We start from the raw sequence: 23,009 nt of genomic DNA, 5'->3' as shown, positions 1-23,009 counted from the left end.
GTAAATATGGTGTTTATTAAGATTTTGTTAAAAAAAAAGGGCGACATTGTCGCCCTGCATGATTATTGTAATGTATTTGATACGTAAAGTCTGAAGGACTTATCTTGATTACGACGAATCGTACAGATTCCTTCTTCTCTTTTGTTTACGAGATACTCGTAATAATCAGGTAGAGTGTCCTGAATTTCAAGGATTGATTTTCCTTCGTGCTCACCAAAATCGATAAAGACGTTTTCTTCTGCGATAATTCCCGTAACTGGGCTTACTTCGTTGGCCATGTTCCCTCCCTGGATCATTTAGCAATCTATAGTTTTATTTAAATATATGTAATTAAAAATATATTAACCGGTTCCTTGGTTAATTATTATTTTGAAATATTTGAAACGTAATGAAAAGTTTTTTTTACTTGACTGAACTTGTAAAGAAATTCCTGAAATAGTTAATGATAATTTTAAACTCGTGAGGGTAGTCTTTACTAATATGTGTGCGTACTTTTTCTAGAGCATCAAAAATTGTTAAAGCCTCTCTATATGGGCGTGGAGAGATCATCGCCGCTACGATATCACAAATATTAACCATGATTGTTTCAAAACCTGTCACTGTTAAGTTTTTTAGATACTGATTATCTGAATCATACTTATCTAGAATACTGAACGTGTGATGGTTTTCTATTACTTTCATGTGAGCAGGGCTTAGTTGAATACGACCTTGTAAAATTCTCGCTGAAATTATTGGATGTTTTGCAAGTAGTACCTTATCCATCTCTGATAGGTTCTCTTTGTCATATTTATCAATTGGAATGGCAGACATTCCAATATCTTTAAAATAACTCGTGATAAAAAAGTTCTCAATATCTTTGTCATTATAAAGTTGAGATGTCTTTAATATCCCTACTAGAAAAATTGATGAAAGTAGGGGTTGTGCAAAAATATAATGATGACCTTGGGCCGCAAAAAAACGATAGAGCGCTTCGTGCATTTTTGGATTCTTAATCAAGAAAGATGCCAGTACTTTTAAGCTTTGATACTGAAGATTGAGGGCATTATCATCAGTAGGATCTTCAAAGAGATATCGAAGGTTTATAGTAATAAGATTAAGTTGATTCTTACAATTTTGATAAGTATCACCCATTGAAAAAGAGCGAGTTACTTGCCTGAGGCAATCTTGTTGCAGCTCTTTCAGTTCTTGCCTTTGTTCTTTGCTTGCAAAAACAATCGTGTGACCTCTTTCAATCATCTCTTTAAGAGTGTCATTAGAAACATATGTTCCACGGTAGAGGTTGTGCTTAAACTTACCATCTTCGAAGATATAAACATCACAAGGTGTTGTCGGAATATTAAAAAGCTCCCTAATCGTAAAAGGGGTCAAGTTTAGTGCCAAATGTGATTTACGGAATATATCCTCTGCTCTCATGTTCATATTATAGCTTAAGTCGCTAAAATCATTAAATACCAAGAATAATAGGCAATATTTCGCAATTTTGTAATTTCTTGGAAAAAGCCTAACTTTCTAAGTTAAGAGCCCGAAATCAATAGAATATAAAGGCTAATTTTAATAAGGCTCGAATTTATTAACTAAGTTGCTATATTGGTTGAATACAACGAATGTTGAGCTAATTTTGACAAGAGAGAAGGCCATGAGTGCGCTTAAGAATCTAGAAGATTACATTGCTGATCCGAAATTATTTGAATCAATTCAATTATTTGATGATAGTTCGTACAGTTTACACTGGTCGAATTGGTCGAAATTAATTTGTGCAATGAAAGAGCGTCATATCAATGGTGATTCTTCAATGAGTATTGAAGAAGTGAAGGAAGAGCTTGAAACTTTCAAAGAAATTCCTGTTTGGCTTGTTAATAAGAAAGGTGAGATGGAGACGACTCTATTTGATCTTTATAACTTCTATATAGACCCAAGGCTTAAGCACTTATGGTTTGATGTTAATAAGCAAACTCTTATTTCTCTTAAGCATAAGGCCGGTCCATTCATGCATCTCCATTCAATGAGATGGGTTGATTACGATATCTACAAATTATTTGTATATGACCGTCTATTAAATAATCTTTCTCTAAGTCATCGCGACTTTAGAATGAACACAAATTTAAAAGCAAAATTTTCATTTTGGAATTCAATATTAAAACCTGTTGATGGACAGATTGTTCAGTTGAGTCGCAAGGGAATCCTTGTATCAATTGAAGGTCATAAGAACTTCTTAAGTCTATCGCAGTCCGACCAAATATCTCTTAGTGCTGAGGTTGGGGGACTCCTCAGCGCTACAGGGAAAAAATTCGAAGAATTTGATGAAGTTATTGGAAATTGTACAAGAGCAAAAACAGTTAAAATTGATTTCGATGAGAATATCTTTAAGGACTTAAATGCTCTTGAGACATGTAAAGGGGAGACATATTATATGTTCATTCCTTTTGCTAAGTTTCCAATCAAGCACCACCGCATTGGAAAAGCTATCCAACACGTCATTGATGAAGTTGAAGGCGCAGCTTCTCAAATTCTTAACAATTTAATCGACTAGTAAATAATATTATTCAAAGGGCTTGGTCTAAAAGATTTAAGCCTTTTGTATAATACATTTAGATACTCTTTGCTTACTAAGAAAGGGTGCTCTCTATTTGAAGCTCGTATAATAAAGTTCTCTTTTTTCTCAATATTAAGATCTGGAAGACTAGTTAATACCCAAGAAAGATCATATTCAATCTCTTCACCAGTTTTAATTTTTACAATAACTTTATAATATGGCTTAGCAAGATAGCGCTCAATTGCACTGTCCATTTTTTCAGTACGCTTATCAAGGATTGAATTTGATTTAAAACTCGTTAGCTTAACTAGGAACTCTTGGACTGCTTCATCATCAAGGGCCTTATTTCCTGATACCCAGATGTCTTTATCATTACGACTAAATTCAAAACGTAGTTTGCCAGAGTTTATAACTTTAACACCTCTGATATCGCTTGGAGCATAACTAAAGACTCGTGAGTCAATAAGTGATGGAAGGTCGATTTTCTCAAGTGAAAACTTAACGGCATTAACGTGGTAGATCGCATTGTCTTTATCGCTTACAACATATGTAGAGTTATCGATAGGATTGATAAGTCCAAATGAGATCGTTTCATCTTCTCCATTTTCACCCTTTAATGTAACAATTGAAGTAGGATTATCTAGGGAGAAGTTTGAAAGGTTGATTGGATCTTTTGGAAAGATCTTTTTAATCTTTACATTTTTTAGTGAGTCTAAAAGTTTATTAATGATTGCTTCATTAGCATTGATTCTTCTAGGCTTCGTAATAATCCATTGGTTTTTATTTTTAGCAAGACTAAATCGTCCAAGGTTTGATTGAAGTGAAATATCCTCAACCTTATCAATCTGATCACTTGTGAAAAGAAATTGGAGATTAGAAAGTTCTTTAGATGTAATAACCGGTGCTTGAAAAAACTCACTAATAACTGCTCCAAATAGGAGAGTAATAAAGAGTATTGAGACAAGACTAGCTGAAAAGTAATTACGTTTTATATTTTGCATAAGAAATTCTAGAATTCTTATTCGAGATCGTCAAAGAGATCGAAGTCGTCATCGCCACCTGAGCTACTTTCTTTGCTGGCCGCTACTGCCGCCGGCTCTTCTCTAACTTCTGGCTCAATAGATTTGATGAAATTTCTAAGAAGTGTACGTTCACCCTCTTTAAGAAAAGTGAACTTTATCCCTGTTCTAAATGGCATACTCGTTTGAGAGATAATGCGACTTTTCATGTTGTAGCTACGAGAAAAGACAACCACACCATTTAGGATGATACGATTTGGAATTTGAATATCAACGACAATTGATTGGCCCTGAGTAAATTGTCTTTCGCAAAAGAAATACATCCCATCCATATAAAGTTCAGATAGGAGAATATTGCCGACGTAGACCTTTTCTGGAGGTAAATCAGGAATAAATTGCTTGATGATTTTCGTTTCTTTTATCGGAGTAACATTGTCTCCAGACATGGCAGCATCTGCCAAAGCTTGTGGATCAAGTGCTGCTTCTTCACTTTCAATACTATCATTGATTGGAAGTTCACCTTTATCTTTATAAGTCTCAATAAGGTCATCAATATTAGGCTTTTCACCATTCTTGTACCTTAGTTTTACCGCTGCTTCTACTTCATCTCGAAGTGTCCAAACGTTAACTTTGATTCTTTTAATTAGGACTGGGTCGCTACTTTTACCGTGTATCATTAACTAACATTTTCTCACATTTTCAATATTTTGTATCTTTTGAAATTTTTGCCTCTGAAAGGGTGCTAAACTACTTGATAGACAATTATTTAAAAGTCTTAGCATAGGGTCTCCCATGGAAGGGAGATAAAAAGATTAGGAGGATCTAATGAGATTAAACGCATTTTTAGCACCAGCTGTTGTTTCAGCGATGGCACTTTCTCCACTAGCTGCTGATTACGTTCCAGGTGAACTAATTGTTAAGCTAAAGAAAGATGTTTCAGTTGAAAGTTTCTTTGGACAATCATTACATGGAAGTTCACTTGACCGTCGTATCGAGCTTACGTCAGGGGATCTTTATGTTGTTAAATTTAACGAGTCTCTTGTATCAATTGATTCAATTGCAAAGCAGATGAATGAAAGAGCAGAAGTAGAATATGCAGAGCCAAACTTTATCTACAAAATCGTAAAGCCAATCGTAAACACAAATGTATTAGAAGAAATCTTAAGCTATAACACAACTTCAGATGAAGGTGTTTACTACACGCCAGCAGATGAAAAATTTGGACAACTTTGGGGTCTGAAAAATACAGGTTCTAATGCTCCAAGAGGTGTTTCAGGTGTAGAAGGTGCTGACGTTGATGCACTAAGAGCTTGGGAAATCACTCAAGGTGATCGTGCAATTAAAATCGCAGTTATCGATACAGGGATTGATTACAACCACCCAGATCTAAAAGATCAAATGTGGACAAACGAAGGTGAGATTCCAGGTAACGGAATTGATGATGATGGAAACGGATACATTGATGATGTTCACGGATACGACTTCGCAAATAACGATGGTGATCCAATGGACGGACACTCTCACGGAACACACTGTGCTGGTACAATCGGTGCTTCACATAACGCAATTGGTGTTGCTGGTGTAATGAGAGATGTTCAATTTGTTGGGATTAAATTCCTAACAGATAGCGGTTCAGGTTCAACTGAAGCGGCAATCAAGTCGATTGATTATGCAACAAAAATCGGTGTTGATATTATGTCTAACTCTTGGGGAGGCGGTGGCCGCTCAGAAGCTCTTAAAGAAGCAATTGAAAGAGCAAATGCTGCAGGTATCGTATTCACAGCTGCTGCTGGTAACTCTTCTACAGATAATGATTCACGTCCACACTACCCATCAAACTACAATGTTGATAACGTAATTTCTGTTGCAGCTACAACTGCTGCTGATGAACTAGCAAGCTTTTCTTGTTATGGACGCTCAACTGTACACATCGGTGCTCCAGGACACGAAATTCTATCAACTGTTATCAACGGTAAATATGCTTCTTACTCAGGAACTTCAATGGCAACTCCACACGTTTCAGGTGTAATCGGACTTTTCCTTTCAGAAAATAAAGGACTAACTCCACTACAAGTAAGAAATAAAGTTATGGTAACTTCTGATCCTGTTGCTGCTCTTAGAGGTAAGACAATCAACGCTGGACGTATCAATGCTTACAACCTTCTTACAGATACTATTCCTGAAAGAAACGAACCAAATCCAGAAGATTGGCAAACTGTAGATGTTGCATCTTTTGAATCAGAACATCCATATACTGAAAACCAAACTCTTGAAACAACTTACACAGTTGAAGGTGCAAAGTTTATGAGAGTTAGAGTTCGTAAATTTGATCTTGAGAATCGTTATGACTTTATTGAAGTTAGAGATGCAAGAGGTGTTCTAGTTGAGAAAATTACTGGAGCAGGTGAGAACTATACTTCTTTCTTTGCTGAAGGTGATACTTTAAAGCTTATCTTCAAGTCTGACCGTTCAGTTCAGAAGTGGGGATTTGTTATTGATCAAGTAGATGTTCAATACTAAGAATTTTTAAAATTCACACAAATAAAAAGGCCAGCTAATGCTGGCCTTTTCTTTATCTATATAACTTTTAAGTTAAATCTAATTAAGCGTTCCAAAGGTGCTTGTACTTCTTTAGGAACTTAGAAAGTGAACCAACTTTATCTAGAGTTCTAATTGCTCTAGTTGAAAGCTTAAGCTTAATTGTTTCACCAGTTACAGGATCAAAAACTCTCTTCGTTTGTAGGTTTGGTTTTTGAGTCATTTTTGTTCTATTTTTAGCGTGAGAAACTTTGTTACCAACAAGTCTTCTTTTTCCAGTTAAATCACATGTACGTGCCATCACTTCATCCTTATTTATTTATATAAACTCTACATTAATATATGGGTTATTAGGTTGTAGAATATAAACATAACGTCGTAAAAGTGCAACTACTTTTGTACAAATTGCGTAATATCCCATGGTTTTTACTGCAAAAAATCAAAGTTGTTTGGACATAGCAGCGAAATATCGTTATCATATAATTATTATTAAATGTAATTCTAGATAGTTAGAACTTTTTTCGAGGAAAGAGATTTGAAAAAACGAATATTATTGTTTTTGTCAGTCTTGGTCTTAATGGCCCTCGGTTACTATTTCTATACTTACTACAATGACGAATACCATCCTGAGGCCTTAAGAGAGCAGTATTCACAGAATGCTCCGGTGGCCTTCACTAACCGTGAATTACCAAAGAAAAAGTTTGTCCCGCGAAAGCAATTTCATGAAAAGAGTGATTATAAAAGATCTGACGATGAGGTCGTTGCGTTGGTTGGGCTCGGTATGGACAATGGTGTTTTCTCTGAGCTGAGTGGTTCAATAGAGGAGCTTAGAAAGGCCAATATTGATTGTGAACAGACTTATAATGATTATATGCCTCCTGCTCAAATCATAGATCCAAATTCTGGCTTTTACGCAAAAGAAGACGGCAATGTTTTGAGTCTCCTTAATCGTGCGATGGATTTATTAATAAATATCGAAGGTAGAGCTATTGCAAAACGCTTTCCTGAACTTGCTCAAGAGGCTTTGGATAGTGTTGATGAGATAAGTGAAGATGATATGGCAAAGATTATGCGCGCTCCACTTGTTTGTCGCCAATCAAATATTACAGTTCTATTTGAAACACTAATTGAAATGTCTAGTGAAGGTAAAATTTCTGACAACCAAAGGGCCGAGATTGTGGGCAGTATGGTTAATAAATTAGTTGTAAGTCTTGAAAGTGATAGCTTACAAGATAATATCTTAATGTCACTTACTCTATTAAAGGCCCTTGGAAGTTTATCAAGCAAGAATGACGAATACTTTTCTGAACTTGAGTCGATTTATGATGAGATGGCCGCGACGCAAGTTGGGATAATGAAAGATTCAGATAAGAAGGCAAAGGTTGTTAATCCTGGAGAGATCTATCGTAATTACCGCGAAAGACAACGAGGCTTTTCTTCGTCTGTAATTGAAATTCTATATATTAGTTATCCTGAATATCTAAATGATTAATTACTCTTCCATGCAAAGATAGGTACTTTTTTTAGAGGCACCTGCTTTAAGACAAAGATCTTTAATCTTTCCTAATATCCACATTCTCATTGGTCTTGGATAGCGAATCTTTCCATCTTCACCTTTAGTAAGTTCTGAATGGAAGTATGTTGTTTGTGGATAGTTCTTCTTGACCTGTGAATAGACATCTTTCGTAAAGCGTACAACACCAATGGAAATATACTCAACTTTACTTAAGGGAATCACACTGCTTAGTTCACTAATTAGCTCTTCATATTCACTTTCAAAACTTTCACTGTGTATCACAGGATCAAAGTGAATACCGATGGGGTGACCTGCTTCATAAAGGCTTTTAATGGCCTTTAGGCGGGCCGCAAGACTTGGTGTCTTTAGGTCGTGAGACTTAATCTTATTCTTTGGTGAAAGAGAAAAAGAAGTGATGAAGTTTGGCAGCGGCTCTAGTTTTAGAAGCTCTTTTATATTTGCTGATTTGGTTCTAAGTTCAATGTAGCAGTGAGGATTTTTCTTTGTAAATTTGTGGTAGTAATCTAGCTCTCCAGTTAGGTGAGTTAGGGCAAGAGAGTCACTAAACTCGCCTGCGTGAAACCACATATTCTCATCAGATTGTTCAGCAATTTTTTGCATCTCACTTATAATCTCTTCGTGATTCACAAAGAGAACAAGGTCAGGAGTATTGAAATAACCTTGAAGGTAGCAGTAGTCGCACTCATAGATACAGTTGTAAGCGTGGATAAAGTAGTAGTGAGGCTCTCCTGAGATACCGTAGGCATTGGGAGCCTCTTTAACAAGTTGGCCTTGCTTTCTTGCAATAAAGAGATTTAGAGAATCTCTCTTTTGTAAGTAGGGCTTTTTAACTCTGCCCCAAATATCAGCGTAATTTTCGATTATTTGGACTGTAGCCTTTGGAAACTTAAGTGGAAGCTGATTTGAGATCAGAGAATTTTTAATTGAATCTTCGATAAAGATTTTCTCGATCTTCAAAGCTCCTCTCCATTCATAAGGGCGTTGAATTTTTGCCAATCAATCTTTGAAAGCTTCTTTTGTAGATCAAGGATTTCTTTTTCAGAATTAATTTTAGTTCTAAGGTTTAGCACAACTTTTTCAAGAGAAGGATCATAAGATAATTCATTTTTATCAAGTCCTGTTTCTTTGATAAAGTTATCTAGTTGTCTAATAATCTTAGTACGAGTCGGATAGAGTTTCTCTTTTAAGAAGTCTCTAAGCTCGAGGGCCTTCTTCTTTGGGGTTGTCTCTAATGCTTGAATATCTTTAAATGTGCTTAAGTTTAAAAGATCACTTAAACTCATATCATACTTAATAAGAATTTGTTGTACGAGATTTTTTACTTCGCGCTCAAGTGAGAGTGTAAAGTAAAATGCATCATCATTTAGTAGAGCAAGATCGTCACTTTGTAATTTTTCTTCACTTGTAAAAGACTCAATAAAGTAGCGGTAGAGCTCTTGGGAATAATCCTGGGCATGCTCTTTTATATATTCACAAATAGGTGCATCAGTGACGTGATCCGAAATCAATTTAAAAACTCTAAGTGGTGTTTGAAATTTTTTTGCAGCAAGACCGATGGCCCATGCTTCGCGATCGGCCAAAGGGGCAAAGTGTGAAAGTGATTTTGCTAATTCCCTATCAAGAACTCTTTCATTTGCAGTGATAAGATCTAGCTTAGATGAGCTTTGTTGGCATTGAAAACTTTTGAATTCCTCTTGCCCGTAGATTGTTCTGATTTCAAAAATCTCACCCTGCTTAAGATCAGCATTAAATGAAGCACATATTCCAAGATTGATGATTTGACCTATTTGAATTGCCTGGTTTTTAAGGATACCCATAGCATATGTGAGGGCCATGAGAACGTTCTGTGGACCTTCTCCAGTCAGAATTAAGCCGTAGCTCTTATCTGCACATAAGTAGAGGTCATTAAAGTCTGGATGTGATTTAAAATCCATCTCTTTTAAAAATGTTTGAGCTTCGCCGCGGTGGGCAAATACAAGTAAATCCATAACTAGGAAATAACGTTTATCTTGTCGGTGCGTCAAGTCTTTACGCATTTAGGCGAAATAGATATTCATGACTTATGAAAATATTAGATCAATTTGGACAATTTGCTTTTGGTGGCGCCAGTATCTCTGGAGAGGGCGCGGGTTATGGATTTGGTGATATTAGTAAAGAAGATTCGATTAGTCTTTTACAATACGCCTTTGATCGTGGAGTGAAGATCTTTGATACGGCACCGATTTATGGCTTTGGTGAGAGTGAGAAGAGAATTGGCGAAGCATTTAAAAATAATCGTGAAAAAGTTTTTATTGTTTCTAAGTCAGGTGTGACTTGGCACGAGAATAAACGAGTGGATATGTCTAATGATCCAGTTGTCACTCAAAAAATGATTGAACAATCACTAAGAGATCTAAATTCAGATTATATTGATCTCTATATGGTTCACTGGCCTGATGAAAGAGTGGATATCAGAAAAACTCTTGAGGTTATTGCAAAGGCCAAGCATGAAGGAAAAGTTAAGCATATCGGACTTTGTAATACTACGGCCGAAGAGTTTAAATTAGCGTCACAAGTCGATCGAGTTGAGGTGATCCAATCACAATTTAACTTTTTTGAACAAGACGTTAAAAAAGATATTTTCCCAATCGTAAATGAAAATGACTTAAGTTTTATGAGCTGGGGAACTCTTGATAAAGGAATCCTAACTGGACGAGTGACGAAGGATCGAAAATTTGACAAAAGTGACTGCCGCTCATGGGCACCATGGTGGAAGGCCATGGATAAAGAAAGTCGCTATGATATTGTTGCAAGAATGCAACCTGCACTAGAAAAGCACGGACTTACTGGTTTAGACTTTGCAATTCACTTTAATCTTTCTCATGATGAACTAAGCACTGTTCTTTGTGGTGCTAGAAATCATGACCAATTAGATGGAGTCCTAAACTCTCTTGAGAAGAAAGTTACGAAAGAAGTACTAGAAGATATTATTAATAGTGTTAGTTAGTGTCGTCATTCCCACATACAATCGGGCCAAGTTCTTGGCCCGTGCAATTGACTCTGTTTTAGGACAAAGTTTTCAAGATTTTGAATTAATTGTTATTGATGATGGTTCAACTGATAATTCAAAGCAAACTGTTGAGTCCTACTCGGATTCTCGCATAAAATATTCTTATCAAGAAAATAGAGGAGTTTCAGCTGCTCGAAATCTAGGTGTAAAAAAATCTTCAGGGAAATATATCGCATTTCTTGACTCTGATGATGAGTGGAAAGAAGACAAGCTTGAAAAACAATTAAGCTTACTAGATAGCTCAAAACATCGCCTCTGCCATACAGGGGAGCTTTGGCTTAGAGATGGTGAAGTTGTAAAACAAAAAAAAGCTCATCAAAAAGTCGGAGGGGATATGTTTATTCGCTCTTTAAAAAATTGTGTCATTTCACCTTCAAGCGTTTTACTTGAAAGAACATTATTTGAAGAGATGAATGGTTTTAATGAAAGCTTTATTGTGTGCGAAGATTATGACCTATGGCTTAAGATAACTTCTTTGTATGAAATCAACTTCTTAGATGAGCCTCTGGTAATTAAGCATGCAGGTCATGATGATCAACTATCCTTCAAGTTCTTTGCAATGGATTACTGGAGAGTTAAGGCCATGGCCTGGGCCAAAGAAAATCGCCAGCTTTCAACTGAGAGAATTGAAGTGTTAACTCAGCTTTGTTTAAAAAAGTGCCAATACCTTATTAAGGGCTATGAAAAATACGAAAATTTTGAAAATTACGATGAAGTAAGAGCTATTGAAAATTACATCAATAGCTGAGGCTCTTCGACTAATTTTTTCTCTAGGCCTAGCTCAATCGTTTTTTGATAGAAAATCTCAAGTGCGTTTTCCCACGGAGAATCTTCAATATCGCCATTAAGTAAATTGATTAAATGAGGAAGTAATTGCTCCACATATTCTTCAGTACTTTCTCTTGGAAGAAGAGATGGAAGGTGATCAATAGCTGTAACTTCTAAGAGCTGATCTAACTCTTGAACTCTAAACGTTGGAATATCAATTGTCGTAATATCAGGATATATCGGAAGAGGGTTACAAGGACCTGTAGGATCACAACTAACATCAGAAATTACAGAAAGATTTCTTTCATTTTGTAGAATTTCTAAATTGAGAAATGGCTCGGCCGGTTTTTTATTTAAAGTACAATTGACTAGAATATCGTAATCGAGAATTTGCTTAATAGGTCTGGCCACTTGTGTATCGGCCCTTCCCCAACCAGTCATTTCAACACCGACAGCTTCAAGTAGCTCTTTTGCTCCTCGGCCACAACGGCCGCGGTTTCCAATGACAAGAACTCTTGGCCTTGAACCAAGCTCATCTAGCTCCTTTGATATATCATTAATTAACTCATGCTGAGATGAATATGAGTTCAATGGGCCACAATCATTAAAGTCTTTTCCTCTTTGTTGGCAAATCCAGTTCTTAAGCCCTAGGGCCGCTCCCACAAATCCTGCCCACTTCCCAAATGCTGCAATTCTTTTTCCTTTAGGGTCTGTTAGGTATTCAAGGTCATATAATTTTCCATCTCCTTGAATAAAACGATCAAGCATTTCTTTTGAACCTGTTTGATTTTTGTAAACATGAGCAAAGTGTATATGTCTGTGAGTTAATGGAAAAGTGTGAACATCTAATTCTTTTAAACCAAGGATAAAAGCATTTGCCGGTGCAAAGTTTATCCATGAATTTGTAGGCATCATCTTAAGGCCAAGTTCTTCGAATTCATCATCTTTAAAAATACGACTAGGTGAGCGTTCAATAATTACTTCATGACCAAGCTCCTTTAGCATTAGGGCAGCTTGGGGCGTAAGTGCACTACGCTCTTCAAATGGTTTTGTTTCATGGCGAAGCCAGATTGTCCTATTTGTCATGAAATTTAATCTCCCAAAAAAATCGTATACTTATAGCAAAGCTAATAGATTACTATAGCAAAGGGCCTTGTCACATTCTTAAATTTGTAAGATTTACAGGCCATTTTAATGTATAACTATATAATATTAGGATAATCAAGCAAGCTAAGTTTCGTTAATAAAGGAATGAATATGAAATACCATCCAGAAAAAAGTCGACTCTATTACATGGAAGACTCCCTTGGAAGTTATACTGACTATGGTATTGGCGTTCCTTTAAAAGACGAGAGAGTAACCAAAATCCTCGAAGAATTCAAAAATTCTCCATTTCTTGAAAGAAGAAAATCAACACATTTCTTTTTAAGTGACTTGGCCCTTGCCCATGATCGCGACTTTTGTGCTCGTACTAAACTTGATCCTACTGGACTTGTTCTTGAAGCTTACGAACTTATTAATGACGATGGAAGCTATCATCGTTACGAGCCTTCTGCTGCAGTAAAACCTTTAAGTGATTTTATTAATCGTGCTCTTTCTCATTGCGAAGGAACATACCTTGCTGCCTGTAATGCTCTAGAATCGGGCTTCTCTTATCATTTAGGAGGAGGAATGCATCATGCAAAGAGTGATGGGCCAGGTGGCTTTTGTATGTTTAACGATATCGTTATCGCAATTAGAAAATTACAAAAGGAAAAAGGTCTTGGTAAGTGTCTCGTTGTAGATATGGATGCTCATAAGGGTGATGGAACTGCACAAATTGTTGCCAACGATGAGTCGATTGATTGTGTTTCAATTCATATGAAGGATGGTTGGCCACTTGATAATCCTGATAAAACTAACTCAAGTTATATTCCTAGCACTCTTGATATCCCAGTTACTCCCGATGATGACTATCTTGTAAAACTCAAAGAAGTAGGGGACTTTATCAAAGAAGATTACGATCTTTGTATTGTAGTTCAAGGTGCAGATGTTTATGAAAAAGACATTTTGGAAAGTGCTAAAGGAATTCAGCTAAGTTTAGAAGAATGTCTTGAAAGAGATAAGTATATGAATGAATTATTAGAGTCGAAAGGTATCCCCCAAGCATGGGTTATGGCCGGGGGATACGGTGATGAAGTTTACCGTGTCTTTCAACAATTTGTTCAATATAAATTTAAAGCATAGTTGAATCTTCGTGGGCCAAGATTCTTTTCTTTGGCCTAAAGTAAGTACGTGGAGTGTACTCTAGAAGATCTGTAATCTTTGCCATGTAGAAACATGCATACTTTTCAACTTGATCAGCAAAACGTGATTCCTCCAGTCCTGCTCTCATCATTTCTCCCCAGTGTGGGTTAAAGAATTGGCGATAAGCATCTAAGTGCAGAGAGATTTTTGAGTTGATCTTATCAATTTCGCTAAAGATCTTTCCAATATCTTCTTTATTATATTTTTCTGGATCTTCGTGCTTTAAAAGCTCTAGCTTATTTAGCTCATGTTCTAGCTTTTCTTTTTGTTCCATTTCAGCATCGATAAGAGCTTGTGTTGGTGTTGACTGTCTAATCGCTTCTATCTCTGCTTCAAGAGGATCTAGGATAAGAGCTGTTCTCCAGTTGAAAGTTTTCTTTAATGTAAGAACATCACCATAGATATGGTCACCAAGGTAAAGAATCTCTTCACCTTCAAGGCCTAGATCTTTTTGTAATTTTCCGGCCCATCCACCTTGGTACACCTTGTTTTGCTCTAGAGGACCTTCTGCATTTGTCATTAGTCCAGTATCCGTTTGAATTTCTAGAAACATATTGCTTACGTTAAAGAATCTTGGCTTACATGCAAGACAGATTGAAATATCAAATAGGTCTGTCCAGTTCTCATGCTCTTTTAAGAATGGATTAATCGTGTATTCCATTAGTCTTTTTGTCCAAGTCCATTCACTATTTGTGATAAGAATTAACTTCTTTCCAAAGCGTTTAAACCTTTCTAGCAGCTTTGCCACTTCTGGGTCTTTGATAATGAAGTCTTCAAGATGCTCTTCGACATATCCTTTAAGAGAATTGTCAGAGTGAGCGATATCGATAACTTCTTTGATATCGTGAGATAGTGTTTCGTAATCAGGAAGTTTTAAGCCTTGGTCTTTTAGATCAACAAGGTTTGCAAACATTGCACCATTTGAAATCGAAAAGTTTGTATCTAGTGATTGATACTGTTCTGAGTTTAGGTCAATGATACTATTCCCATAGATTTCATTCTGATCATGAAAGTCCATTGGCTTTGTACCATGCTTTGCGATCTTTACTTTTCCGTAGCGGTTTGTTTGTAAAATATTTCCACGAAGACGATCGATAATTAAACCTTGAATAACTTGGTTAAAATCAAATTTTAAATCTGTTACTTCTTTTGGATAATTTTTTACATCTACTAATTTTTGAAGCACGAGTTCGAAAACAAATTTTTCGAAAGCTTCTGTTTTATAGCGAACTAGAGTGTAGTCCATATCAAAACCAATGGCCTTGATCTTCTTCATATTTAATGTTCTATTGACGTATACTGACATATAAAATCCTTTTAAATCGTTTGAGAATATAATCCCCGGACCTTAGATTTTATCTAATCTTGATTTAAATGTCATATTATTAATACGTTAAGGCGTAAATTCAACAACTTACGCCTTGGTGATTTTTAAGAGCGGTGTGTCTATTTAAGAATGATATAGTATTTTGCAAAGCCTTCATCATCAAGGCCTTTAATACGGTTAAGCTTAAATTTTGACTTCTTCTTAATATACTTTGTCGCTTTATCTGATGGAGAAGTTTCAAAGTAAACCTTAAGTTTGTCTGCATTAGCTATTGGCTTGATCTTCCAGTTCTCATTTGGACGAGCATCGACAAAACCTTTTTCAATAGTTTGTTTTCTAATATAGTTGATTAGGACCTGACGATTACTGTCTGGGGCCGTAAAAACAACATTAGATTTTTTTGCACCTGGAAATTTACCACCGGTTGCACGAAAGCTATTAGTAGCAAGTATGAATTCTTGCTCATCAGTAACGGCCTTTCCTTGATACTTTAAGTTTTCAATTCTGAATGAATCCTTATTTAAAACCTTACAATTTTCATCGTAGTGTCTTCTCTTTGTGATATTGATCTCGTAAGTTAGACCGTCAATCATATCAAAGTTGTATGAACGAAAGCTTCCCCAGTTTAGAAGAGGTTGGTCCTTGCTGTAGTTTGGATCAATATGAGCAAACATCCCCGCAGAGCACTCTAGCCACAATTTAACTTCTTTTCCTGTGAGCTTTAGAGCGTAGAGCATATTAGGGTAGAGGTAGAGATCAGCTGCATTTCTCAATGTCAGATTTCCCTTTTCAACAGTTGTGTATCCATTTGGATCATTCTTTCTGCCACCTGTTTTAAAAGGTGCAACTGCAGATAATACTGGGAGCCCACTTAAATTAGCATCGCCTTGTATTGCTCTTTTCACATAATCAATTTGAGCATTAGAGACAATCTGTGTTGCCGCATCATCTTGGATTAGTGAGAGGAAGCTATAAAACTCCTCCTTAGAGAAACCAACTTTTTCACCTGCGAGCTTAATTGTTCGTTGGTGATCATCTTCAATGATTTCTGCAAGTTCAAGATCAGGTTTTACACTTGAATCTGATTCTTTATCATAAATCGAGTAGACTGAGGATTGTCCATCGATCACATGCCACTTACTTCCATCAAAGTTTAATTTTAAATCAATGATTCCAACGTGTGATCCCCATTTCCCAGGCATAACGGCAGCGACTCCATTTATTGTTCCTTTCTTCGCATCAATACCTTGAATTCCTTCATATTCTTTTGAAGGAAATAGAGCATGAGTGTGACCAAAGGCAATGGCATCGATATAAGGAACGCGACTTAGGTAGTAAACTGAGTCCTCTGCATAAAGCTTGTATTCATCTGTACTAATTCCTGAATGTGGAATTGCGATGATGACATCAGCGCCTTCATTTTTCATTTTCGCCGTAAGCTCTTTTGCGACTTCAATAATATCGCGGGCCACGACTTTCCCTTCAAGATTATTCTTATCCCAGACCATGATCTGTGGCGGAACAAAACCAATGTATCCAATTTTAAGTTTATGTGGCAGACCTTTTGTGTCCTTAACTTTTTTCTCTAAAATTACATATTGCTTAAAGTAAGGCGATGCTGGCTTACCATTTTCGTCTTTGTAAACGTTAGCATTGATATATGGAAATTTTGCATCTTTAAGAGAGGCATCTAGAAACTCTAGGCCGTAATTAAATTCATGATTTCCAATATTACCCACGTCATACTTTAGATGATTCATGAGTTTAAAAGCAGGGTGAACTCCTTCTTTTCCGTGAGTGGCCACAAAGTCGGCCATAGGATTCCCCTGAAGGAGATCACCATTATCGATGAGCGTATAATTATCTGCTTGTGCGGCATACTTTTTAATAAGTGTAGCCGTTTTAACAAGTCCAAATCTTTTACTTTCTTCGTTCTTATAATAATCGTAGTCTTTGTAGTAACCGTGTAGGTCAGTGGTTTCAATTACACGAAGTTTAACTTGTGTTTGTTCCTTACAGCCTACAATTAGAAAAAGAGACAGTGAAAATAAAAAGATTTTTCTCATATATATTCCTAGTAATAACGTCCTGAAGAGTAAGTAGCATCAAACATACGAGCTTTACCGTAAACTTTTACGTTACCCTTAAGTCCTGCAAAGCCATAAATTTGAGCTTCGCCAAAAGCTTCAGCATTATCCCAAACTGACGCTTCATCATAAACTCTTGCATTCTCATACACGTGAGCATTACCCCAAACTTTAGCGTAGTCTGAAATAATTGCACTACCTGTGATTTTTGCAAATCCTGTTACTTGGGCCTTGTCACAAACTTGTGCATTCTCACCAATATAAACATTCTTTGATACATAAGCTGTATCAGCAACGAATCCACCTTGTGTTCCATCATTGTTGATCCAATATTCACCTTCTTGTCCTGCACATGGTGCAGCTAAAGCTGGAAGGATAAAAAGCATAGCAGCTAGTAATTTCATAAATCACTCCTTAGATTTTTTCGATTAGCTCAATTAATTTCTTACCTAAATTATCCGATGCTAATCTCAAATTGGCAAAGAACTCTTCCTCTGTTGGATGCTCTCCGTCAACAATGTCAGTAACTGACTTTAAAAAGAGTGTTGGAATACTGAATTGATCAACTACCCAGCCAATTGCTCCGGCTTCCATATCTTTAAGAACTGCTTGATTTGTTTCTATTAACTTTTCATCTTCAGCACTCATATCAAGTGAGTTTCCTGTTGAAATAATAGCTGTCTTTAAATTCAGAAGTTTTCCATATTCTTGGGCAATAGGGTGATTTGTCTTATATATTCCGTAATTTTCATATCCTGGAATTGGTATTCTGCGATCGTGGAATACTGTCGTGTCTGCCGTGTAGACATCACCAACTTCTGCACCACGCTTTCTAAAGCCACCTGCAGTACCAGCATTAATTATCATGTCTGCTCCAAGCTCTTTTATTGCAAGAAGGGTAGAGACAACTGCTGGAGAGGTTCCTACATTTTGGACTTTATGATGCTTACATTCACCACTGATAATTATTGAAATTTTATGTCCATGATATTCACATTGATATAATTTCATTGGTAGATTTGGGTCTAATTTTTTGTCTTGATCTGTGATAGCTAGTTTCTCTAAAAGCGGTGCTGCTTCTGAGTCCATGGCCATGATGATGGCAATATTTTTCATAATGTCTCCATTTAAAATCTTTTATCTAAGTTTAATAGAAAAAGAGCATAATTTGAAATATTGCAGCTAACTTTCTAGATGGGTAGGGTAGATATTATCTTTTGAACGTGTTTGGGCGGCCACTCGTTGGAGCCACCTGATGATACGGTGGTACTTCTGCTTAATTAGATCTGCAGGAGGTAGTCCAGTAATGAGAATACGATTCAGATGGCAATAGAGTAATATATCGATATACTTGATATCGTTGCCAAAAATAAAATTCTTCGTTCCCAGTATTTCGTTAATATGAGTAATCTGTGATTCAAAATAATCAAGTGCACATGCTTGATCTTTATGAAAGATTTCATACTCTGAGATACGCTTTACTATAATTTCTTTTACTGACGAAATAACATCTTCTGGTGATTCATCTATATCTTGAACATACTTGGCCTGCTTAGCGAATTTTTTCTTCATAGCGCTAAGTCCTTTTGTATCTTTGTATGAGAAGTAAACGATACTTGCCCATAATGAATTTATACACCAATCTTGTAAGAGTTGGGCCTGCATCGCTTCTTCATTGTTTAAAAGAAAAAGCTCAGATTCTCCACGCAAGTCTTTGAAGTAGTTGATACAATTTCTAATGCCTAAGTATTTCTTATCGCCATCAATAATAGCAGGAAGACTGCTCATCTTAGCTGGCACACCCTGAATTTGAGAGTTCACATGGACTGTTTTTAACTTAAAGTCGATATTTAAAAATGAAAAAATTCTATTTACAGTTGCACAGTACGGAGAGAAGGATTCGACTTCATCGTTTCCTGCCCAAGAAATTAATACTTTATCCATGGCATAACTGTCGGAGAGTTACTTTAAAAAATTAACTAAATTTTGATGTCTTTAGCGATTTTCCAATCGATTTAAATCATAAAGACCAAATTCAATAGGATTTGTTTTAAAGGCTATTTCATGAATTTTATCTAGTGTTGGCCAAAATCTTTTATCACTTCTTCTCACACCATACTTATCAAGAAGCCTGCTATGAGCTGCCTGTGAAGTAGTATTCTTAATTGCATTTACAAAATTCGGTAGTTGAGATTTTTTAAGTTTAAAAATAGTATTCGGATAACTCCCTACAGTTCCTTTTGTTACAGTGAAGTTATCTTCTTCAGTAATTCTCTGACTTCCTTCTTTTAAGAGGTGAGAGATATTGTAGTGAGCATTGTTGTGAATTAACGTATATGTTTCATTAGTATCCTCAATCAAGATAAAAGATACTTGTGAAAAGAGATTTACAGCAGTCTTCTTCATCTCTTCGTTATTCATTAAGCTTTTGAGATTATCATCTTTAACTTCAAACCTCTTATTTAAAGCAGGAGCTAGTCTATTTTTTAATAGTTCAAATAGTTCACTCTTTGCGTCTCTAGTCTTATATGAAATTGCGGGCTCTTTCTTTATCCAAGCATAGCGTCCTACGATATGTTCTTTAACTCTATCAGAAGCTCTTTCGTACCATAGTTCTCTTTCTTCCAATCTTTGTTTTGAAGGTAGTAATGTTAGAAAGTTGAATTCACCTTCAAGTCTTAAAAAATCCATGTAAAGTCTAGTGTTGAGTTGATGAGATAAATTCCCATATACATCAAAGCCAGCAACCAGGAGGTAGTGAATTCTTTCTAAGAGTGGATAATCAATGACCCAAGCTGTTTTTGGATTTTGACCAACAAGTCCTTTCAAAACTGTCGCACTATCAAAATGTCTAAAAATAGTTAATGCTGCATTCTGATTGTTTCCATCGCCATTCCAAATAGAATTTAGATTTAGGATAGAGGAGTTTTGATCGATAAATTCTGACTTCTTTTTAAGATATTTTTCTTCTTCATTTTTATACTTGAACCATTGAACACCACCCACATTTGCAAACTGTGCAGGAAGACTCATACGCTCTAGCTCATTTGTAAGTGGAAAATTATTGCGGTTTTTATAAAGCTTAGGGTTTACAAAGAAAGTCCAAAAGTGATCCTGAATTACATTAAGGGCAATTTGACCGCGGCAAACAGGACCTTTTATAAAGTTAGAAATCGTGTATTGAGACTCTTTAAGAAGAAACTCATAACGTGATTCAACAGGTAAATCTTTAAAAGTTAAAAATGGGTTTGCTGCTTCTAGGGCTCGGTAGCTAGGAAGTTCTTTTACCTGATACTTTGGTGTTATAAATAATTTCTTATACCAATTCATTCTCTCTTTATCAAAGAGGTAAGGCATATGCGTTTTATCGACAATTGTCTCTTTCTGTTTCACTAGTCGATAGTAGACTCTCTTAACCTTTGGATCATCAAATGGCCTTCGAGAGGCAATGACTTTGATTGGTTTTCCAGTTGGTGTTTTAGATCTTACTAATTTATAAAAATTCGTTTCATTTTTTTCACTAAAATATAGATTTGCTAGGTAAAGGTGCTCATAAAGGTAGCGCGCCATAAGTTGATGTTTTTTACTTTTCTTGTTTAAGAAAAGTTCCCAATCTTTTATTTTTTTTTGTTCTTCTCTTGAAAGGGGAGCTTCTTTGTTGAAGTTTGAGCCTTGGGCTATCCAAGTTGTAATTAGCTCACTCTCTTTATTTGTTAGTGCTGGAAGGCCATATGGCATACCTCCAAAAGGAGAAGACTTCGCGTAGTTTTCAAATTCGTCTTCTTTTGGACAAAAACGATCATTTTCTAGGCTGAAGTCTAAGCTTGTCGGAAGAATCTTTGTCTCCGGAAGAGGCACAACCTCTTTTAACTTTATCATCTTTGCTATGACGTTTTTATTAAGAATTTTATGTGAAACTGAGAAGAAACCTTTATCTCTCCACTGCTTAGTTGAGTTTGCATCGATATAAAGTCGGCTTGGCGAAGCAACGATTAAGCGCTCTCCCATATAGACCTTATCTTTAGAGGCACCTCTTTCAACGGCTTCTCGGGAAGTTAGTTTTAGTTGGCAAGGTGAATCGTAGCAACTGTGACAAACAACACAGCGATTATCAAATATTGGTTTAATATCTTTGTTGAAATCAACTTTCTTCTTCCCATTCCAATGGTTTGCTTGTTGTTGGGAGAAGACAACACTATTATTTTCAATCTCTTTAATGGCCTTTTTAGTTGCCTCTTGGTGAATTTCTTTATCCTTTGGGACAAGGAGATCTGTCTCGTTATTATTTGAACAACTAATAAGAAAAATGCTCACTAGAGCAAGTAAAGAGATCACCTTCATTTAAACCATACCTAATTAAAATTATTTATGAAATGTTATAAAGATTGGCCTCAATTGTCATTTGATTTCGTTTTCTTTGGACGCGAAAGGTGAGTTCCTAGGTAAATACACGTTAAGAGAATTGCAGCTCCAATTATTTCAAGTGAAGAGAATGGCTCATTAAAAAGGAATATGCTTAGAGTCTTAGCAATCACTGGTTGTAATAAAATAATAAGTCCTGAAACAGAAAGTGGGGCACTTTTAAGGCCATAGCTAATTAATGACCAGCCAATGACCTGACAAAGAATAGCAAGCCCAAATACAGAAGGCAGATGCTCAAGAGCTAGGCTTTTGTGGCCGTGCTCAAATTGAGCGGTAATAAAGAGAATCGCTCCAGTCACAAGAGAAGAGTAGGTGATAATCTCTAGTGCAGTGATTTTCGTCTTAAATGTCATCAGGGACGTTTTCTTAATTGAAGTTGTATAAAGTGAGTAGCACAACCCTGTTGTCAGACCAAAGAGTACTCCCCAAAAGAATTCCTCTGACTGATAGAATTGAACTTGGCCTTTTAGAATGAGAAATACTCCAAAGAAAGCAAAGAGAAATACTAGTAGCTTTTTGAGTGTTATTTTTTCTTTATAAAGGATAAGGCCAAAAACAAGTAAGTAGAAAACTTGGGTATTGCCTAAAATTGTAGACATGCCAGCACCAATTAAGTGAACTGATCGATGCCAAACAAATAAGTCCATAGCAAAGCAGAAACCTATGACGGCCGTCATAGTATAGAAGCGTTTGTCCTTGATATAATTTTTCTTAATAAGAAGTTGGTAAATAAGAAGAATTGAACCCGCAATTGAACAACGAAGAGCGCCAATCATGCTCGGAGAAAGGTCACCACTGAGATTTTTAACAAAAATAGGTGCTAATCCGATGCATATTGTTCCTAAAATTAGGCTTATGACACTTGTGTTCATTTTTACTCTCTTTTAAGTTTCTTTTGAGTTTCTTTAACTTGCCACTGTGTGCAAGAGAGTATAGCTCAACAAATGGCCCCAAGGGTATATTTTCTTTTAAATTTACTGACGATTTGACGATAATTGCATAAAGTATAGCTACGCTATAAATATAAAGGAGATATATTGTGAATTTATTCAAAATCACTGTTGTTGCCGCTCTACTAAGTGTAAGTGCTTACGCTGGAGATGCTGCTAAAGGTAAAGCAATTTACAAGAAAGTTAACTGTGCTCTTTGCCACAATGCTGATGGTATGGGGAAAGCTGCAGATGTTAGTAAAATTGCAATTGTTAAAGGTCCAAGAATTGCTGGTCTAGATGCTGCTTACGTTGCTGAGCAAGTTACTGCGATTCAATCAAAGAAGAGAAAAACTAAGAATACTTCTATGATGTGGACAAAGGTTCGTGGTCTTTCAGCTCAAGACATTAAAGATGTTGCGGCTTACGTAACGACTATGTCAAAAGATAAGTACAAAGGTATGAATCAAAAATAAGACAAATAGAAAGGGCCTCTTATGAGGCCCTTTTTTTA

22 protein-coding genes are annotated in these 23,009 nt (G+C 36.2%); 7 read left to right on the top strand and 15 right to left on the bottom strand.

Annotated elements, in window-relative coordinates; translation table 11 throughout:
• Positions 1 to 62 precede the first annotated feature (62 nt).
• Both ACMAYS_RS04445 and ACMAYS_RS04440 read right to left on the bottom strand, forming a co-directional pair.
• Positions 63 to 278, bottom strand: a complete 216-nt coding sequence (locus ACMAYS_RS04445; RefSeq protein ID WP_103216725.1) for a hypothetical protein — start codon at positions 276 to 278, stop codon at positions 63 to 65.
• Between the two features lie 124 nt (positions 279 to 402).
• A complete protein-coding gene (locus ACMAYS_RS04440; protein ID WP_146037759.1) occupies positions 403 to 1,413 on the bottom strand; it encodes an HD-GYP domain-containing protein in 1,011 nt (336 codons plus the stop codon).
• Positions 1,414 to 1,591: 178 nt separating this feature from the next.
• Here ACMAYS_RS04440 and ACMAYS_RS04435 point away from each other — a divergent pair, with 178 nt between their 5' ends.
• Positions 1,592 to 2,530 carry a hypothetical protein gene (locus ACMAYS_RS04435; protein ID WP_103216727.1) on the top strand — a complete coding sequence of 313 codons (939 nt, stop codon included), beginning with the start codon at positions 1,592 to 1,594 and terminating at the stop codon, positions 2,528 to 2,530.
• Here ACMAYS_RS04435 and ACMAYS_RS04430 read toward each other — a convergent pair.
• Together ACMAYS_RS04430 and ACMAYS_RS04425 are read right to left on the bottom strand one after the other, a co-directional pair.
• Positions 2,527 to 3,534, bottom strand: a complete 1,008-nt coding sequence (locus ACMAYS_RS04430) for a DUF4340 domain-containing protein (protein ID WP_103216728.1) — start codon at positions 3,532 to 3,534, stop codon at positions 2,527 to 2,529. The genes ACMAYS_RS04435 and ACMAYS_RS04430 overlap by 4 nt on opposite strands.
• Positions 3,535 to 3,551: 17 nt before the next feature.
• Positions 3,552 to 4,229, bottom strand: a complete 678-nt coding sequence (locus tag ACMAYS_RS04425) for a hypothetical protein (protein WP_103216729.1) — start codon at positions 4,227 to 4,229, stop codon at positions 3,552 to 3,554.
• Positions 4,230 to 4,377: 148 nt separating this feature from the next.
• Here ACMAYS_RS04425 and ACMAYS_RS04420 point away from each other — a divergent pair, with 148 nt between their 5' ends.
• Positions 4,378 to 6,072: a S8 family serine peptidase gene (locus ACMAYS_RS04420; protein WP_103216730.1), complete on the top strand. Its 1,695-nt coding sequence runs from the start codon at positions 4,378 to 4,380 to the stop codon at positions 6,070 to 6,072.
• A gap of 82 nt (positions 6,073 to 6,154) precedes the next feature.
• Here the strand turns inward: ACMAYS_RS04420 and rpmB are convergent, their stop codons facing one another.
• Positions 6,155 to 6,391: a 50S ribosomal protein L28 gene (gene rpmB / locus ACMAYS_RS04415; protein WP_103216731.1), complete on the bottom strand. Its 237-nt coding sequence runs from the start codon at positions 6,389 to 6,391 to the stop codon at positions 6,155 to 6,157.
• Between the two features lie 234 nt (positions 6,392 to 6,625).
• Between rpmB and ACMAYS_RS04410 the strand changes: the two genes are divergently transcribed.
• A complete protein-coding gene (locus ACMAYS_RS04410) occupies positions 6,626 to 7,582 on the top strand; it encodes a hypothetical protein (RefSeq protein ID WP_392991324.1) in 957 nt (318 codons plus the stop codon).
• Here ACMAYS_RS04410 and ACMAYS_RS04405 read toward each other — a convergent pair whose 3' ends face one another.
• A complete protein-coding gene (locus ACMAYS_RS04405) occupies positions 7,583 to 8,584 on the bottom strand; it encodes an SPL family radical SAM protein (protein WP_103216733.1) in 1,002 nt (333 codons plus the stop codon).
• Entirely contained in the window at positions 8,581 to 9,615 is a 1,035-nt protein-coding gene (locus ACMAYS_RS04400) for a hypothetical protein (RefSeq protein WP_412462814.1), read from the bottom strand. Before ACMAYS_RS04400 ends, ACMAYS_RS04405 begins: the two co-directional genes overlap by 4 nt.
• A 74-nt stretch (positions 9,616 to 9,689) precedes the next feature.
• Between ACMAYS_RS04400 and ACMAYS_RS04395 the strand changes: the two genes are divergently transcribed.
• Together ACMAYS_RS04395 and ACMAYS_RS04390 are read left to right on the top strand one after the other, a co-directional pair.
• Complete coding sequence (locus ACMAYS_RS04395; RefSeq protein WP_412462813.1) at positions 9,690 to 10,613, top strand: aldo/keto reductase; 924 nt, start codon at positions 9,690 to 9,692, stop codon at positions 10,611 to 10,613.
• A complete protein-coding gene (locus tag ACMAYS_RS04390; protein ID WP_412462812.1) occupies positions 10,603 to 11,424 on the top strand; it encodes a glycosyltransferase family 2 protein in 822 nt (273 codons plus the stop codon). The genes ACMAYS_RS04395 and ACMAYS_RS04390 overlap by 11 nt, the downstream gene beginning before the upstream one ends.
• Here the strand turns inward: ACMAYS_RS04390 and ACMAYS_RS04385 are convergent.
• Positions 11,409 to 12,530, bottom strand: coding sequence for a saccharopine dehydrogenase (locus ACMAYS_RS04385; RefSeq protein WP_412462811.1), 1,122 nt, complete (start codon positions 12,528 to 12,530; stop codon positions 11,409 to 11,411). The two genes, ACMAYS_RS04390 and ACMAYS_RS04385, sit on opposite strands and share 16 nt — an antisense overlap.
• Before the next feature lie 171 nt (positions 12,531 to 12,701).
• Between ACMAYS_RS04385 and ACMAYS_RS04380 the strand changes: the two genes are divergently transcribed.
• Entirely contained in the window at positions 12,702 to 13,670 is a 969-nt protein-coding gene (locus tag ACMAYS_RS04380; RefSeq protein ID WP_392991332.1) for a histone deacetylase, read from the top strand.
• Here the strand turns inward: ACMAYS_RS04380 and ACMAYS_RS04375 are convergent.
• The 7 genes from ACMAYS_RS04375 to ACMAYS_RS04345 form a co-directional block, all read right to left on the bottom strand.
• A complete protein-coding gene (locus ACMAYS_RS04375) occupies positions 13,660 to 15,036 on the bottom strand; it encodes an HAD-IG family 5'-nucleotidase (RefSeq protein ID WP_103216739.1) in 1,377 nt (458 codons plus the stop codon). The genes ACMAYS_RS04380 and ACMAYS_RS04375 overlap by 11 nt on opposite strands.
• A 140-nt stretch (positions 15,037 to 15,176) precedes the next feature.
• Complete coding sequence (locus tag ACMAYS_RS04370; protein WP_412462810.1) at positions 15,177 to 17,123, bottom strand: bifunctional 2',3'-cyclic-nucleotide 2'-phosphodiesterase/3'-nucleotidase; 1,947 nt, start codon at positions 17,121 to 17,123, stop codon at positions 15,177 to 15,179.
• An 8-nt stretch (positions 17,124 to 17,131) separates the two neighbouring features.
• Complete coding sequence (locus ACMAYS_RS04365; RefSeq protein WP_392991338.1) at positions 17,132 to 17,548, bottom strand: hypothetical protein; 417 nt, start codon at positions 17,546 to 17,548, stop codon at positions 17,132 to 17,134.
• Positions 17,549 to 17,558: 10 nt separating this feature from the next.
• Positions 17,559 to 18,260 carry a 5'-methylthioadenosine nucleosidase gene (locus ACMAYS_RS04360; protein ID WP_412462809.1) on the bottom strand — a complete coding sequence of 234 codons (702 nt, stop codon included), beginning with the start codon at positions 18,258 to 18,260 and terminating at the stop codon, positions 17,559 to 17,561.
• A 66-nt stretch (positions 18,261 to 18,326) separates the two neighbouring features.
• Complete coding sequence (locus ACMAYS_RS04355; RefSeq protein WP_392991342.1) at positions 18,327 to 19,088, bottom strand: glutathione S-transferase C-terminal domain-containing protein; 762 nt, start codon at positions 19,086 to 19,088, stop codon at positions 18,327 to 18,329.
• Between the two features lie 51 nt (positions 19,089 to 19,139).
• Positions 19,140 to 21,458, bottom strand: coding sequence for a fatty acid cis/trans isomerase (locus ACMAYS_RS04350; RefSeq protein WP_412462808.1), 2,319 nt, complete (start codon positions 21,456 to 21,458; stop codon positions 19,140 to 19,142).
• Between the two features lie 77 nt (positions 21,459 to 21,535).
• Positions 21,536 to 22,438 carry a DMT family transporter gene (locus ACMAYS_RS04345; protein ID WP_103216745.1) on the bottom strand — a complete coding sequence of 301 codons (903 nt, stop codon included), beginning with the start codon at positions 22,436 to 22,438 and terminating at the stop codon, positions 21,536 to 21,538.
• A 167-nt stretch (positions 22,439 to 22,605) separates the two neighbouring features.
• Between ACMAYS_RS04345 and ACMAYS_RS04340 the strand changes: the two genes are divergently transcribed.
• On the top strand, positions 22,606 to 22,971 hold the full coding sequence (locus ACMAYS_RS04340) for a c-type cytochrome (protein WP_158246778.1): 366 nt from the start codon (positions 22,606 to 22,608) through the stop codon (positions 22,969 to 22,971).
• Positions 22,972 to 23,009 lie beyond the last annotated feature (38 nt).

Origin of the sequence: Halobacteriovorax sp. RT-2-6 (assembly GCF_047085025.1) — a bacterium.
In the GTDB taxonomy this organism is placed as follows: Bacteria; Bdellovibrionota; Bacteriovoracia; order Bacteriovoracales; family Bacteriovoracaceae; genus Halobacteriovorax_A.
This window is presented reverse-complemented; position numbering and strand designations above follow the sequence as displayed.

Excerpts from the sequence above, each read along its gene's own strand:
- ACMAYS_RS04445 (WP_103216725.1), bottom strand. The coding sequence starts at position 278 with ATGGCCAACGAAGTAAGCCCAGTTACGGGAATTATCGCAGAAGAAAAC.
- ACMAYS_RS04440 (WP_146037759.1), bottom strand. The coding sequence starts at position 1,413 with ATGAGAGCAGAGGATATATTCCGTAAATCACATTTGGCACTAAACTTG.
- ACMAYS_RS04430 (WP_103216728.1), bottom strand. The coding sequence starts at position 3,534 with ATGCAAAATATAAAACGTAATTACTTTTCAGCTAGTCTTGTCTCAATA.
- ACMAYS_RS04425 (WP_103216729.1), bottom strand. The coding sequence starts at position 4,229 with ATGATACACGGTAAAAGTAGCGACCCAGTCCTAATTAAAAGAATCAAA.
- ACMAYS_RS04420 (WP_103216730.1), top strand. The coding sequence starts at position 4,378 with ATGAGATTAAACGCATTTTTAGCACCAGCTGTTGTTTCAGCGATGGCA.
- rpmB (WP_103216731.1), bottom strand. The coding sequence starts at position 6,391 with ATGGCACGTACATGTGATTTAACTGGAAAAAGAAGACTTGTTGGTAAC.
- ACMAYS_RS04400 (WP_412462814.1), bottom strand. The coding sequence starts at position 9,615 with ATGGATTTACTTGTATTTGCCCACCGCGGCGAAGCTCAAACATTTTTA.
- ACMAYS_RS04395 (WP_412462813.1), top strand. The coding sequence starts at position 9,690 with ATGAAAATATTAGATCAATTTGGACAATTTGCTTTTGGTGGCGCCAGT.
- ACMAYS_RS04385 (WP_412462811.1), bottom strand. The coding sequence starts at position 12,530 with ATGACAAATAGGACAATCTGGCTTCGCCATGAAACAAAACCATTTGAA.
- ACMAYS_RS04380 (WP_392991332.1), top strand. The coding sequence starts at position 12,702 with ATGAAATACCATCCAGAAAAAAGTCGACTCTATTACATGGAAGACTCC.
- ACMAYS_RS04375 (WP_103216739.1), bottom strand. The coding sequence starts at position 15,036 with ATGTCAGTATACGTCAATAGAACATTAAATATGAAGAAGATCAAGGCC.
- ACMAYS_RS04370 (WP_412462810.1), bottom strand. The coding sequence starts at position 17,123 with ATGAGAAAAATCTTTTTATTTTCACTGTCTCTTTTTCTAATTGTAGGC.
- ACMAYS_RS04365 (WP_392991338.1), bottom strand. The coding sequence starts at position 17,548 with ATGAAATTACTAGCTGCTATGCTTTTTATCCTTCCAGCTTTAGCTGCA.
- ACMAYS_RS04360 (WP_412462809.1), bottom strand. The coding sequence starts at position 18,260 with ATGAAAAATATTGCCATCATCATGGCCATGGACTCAGAAGCAGCACCG.
- ACMAYS_RS04355 (WP_392991342.1), bottom strand. The coding sequence starts at position 19,088 with ATGGATAAAGTATTAATTTCTTGGGCAGGAAACGATGAAGTCGAATCC.
- ACMAYS_RS04345 (WP_103216745.1), bottom strand. The coding sequence starts at position 22,438 with ATGAACACAAGTGTCATAAGCCTAATTTTAGGAACAATATGCATCGGA.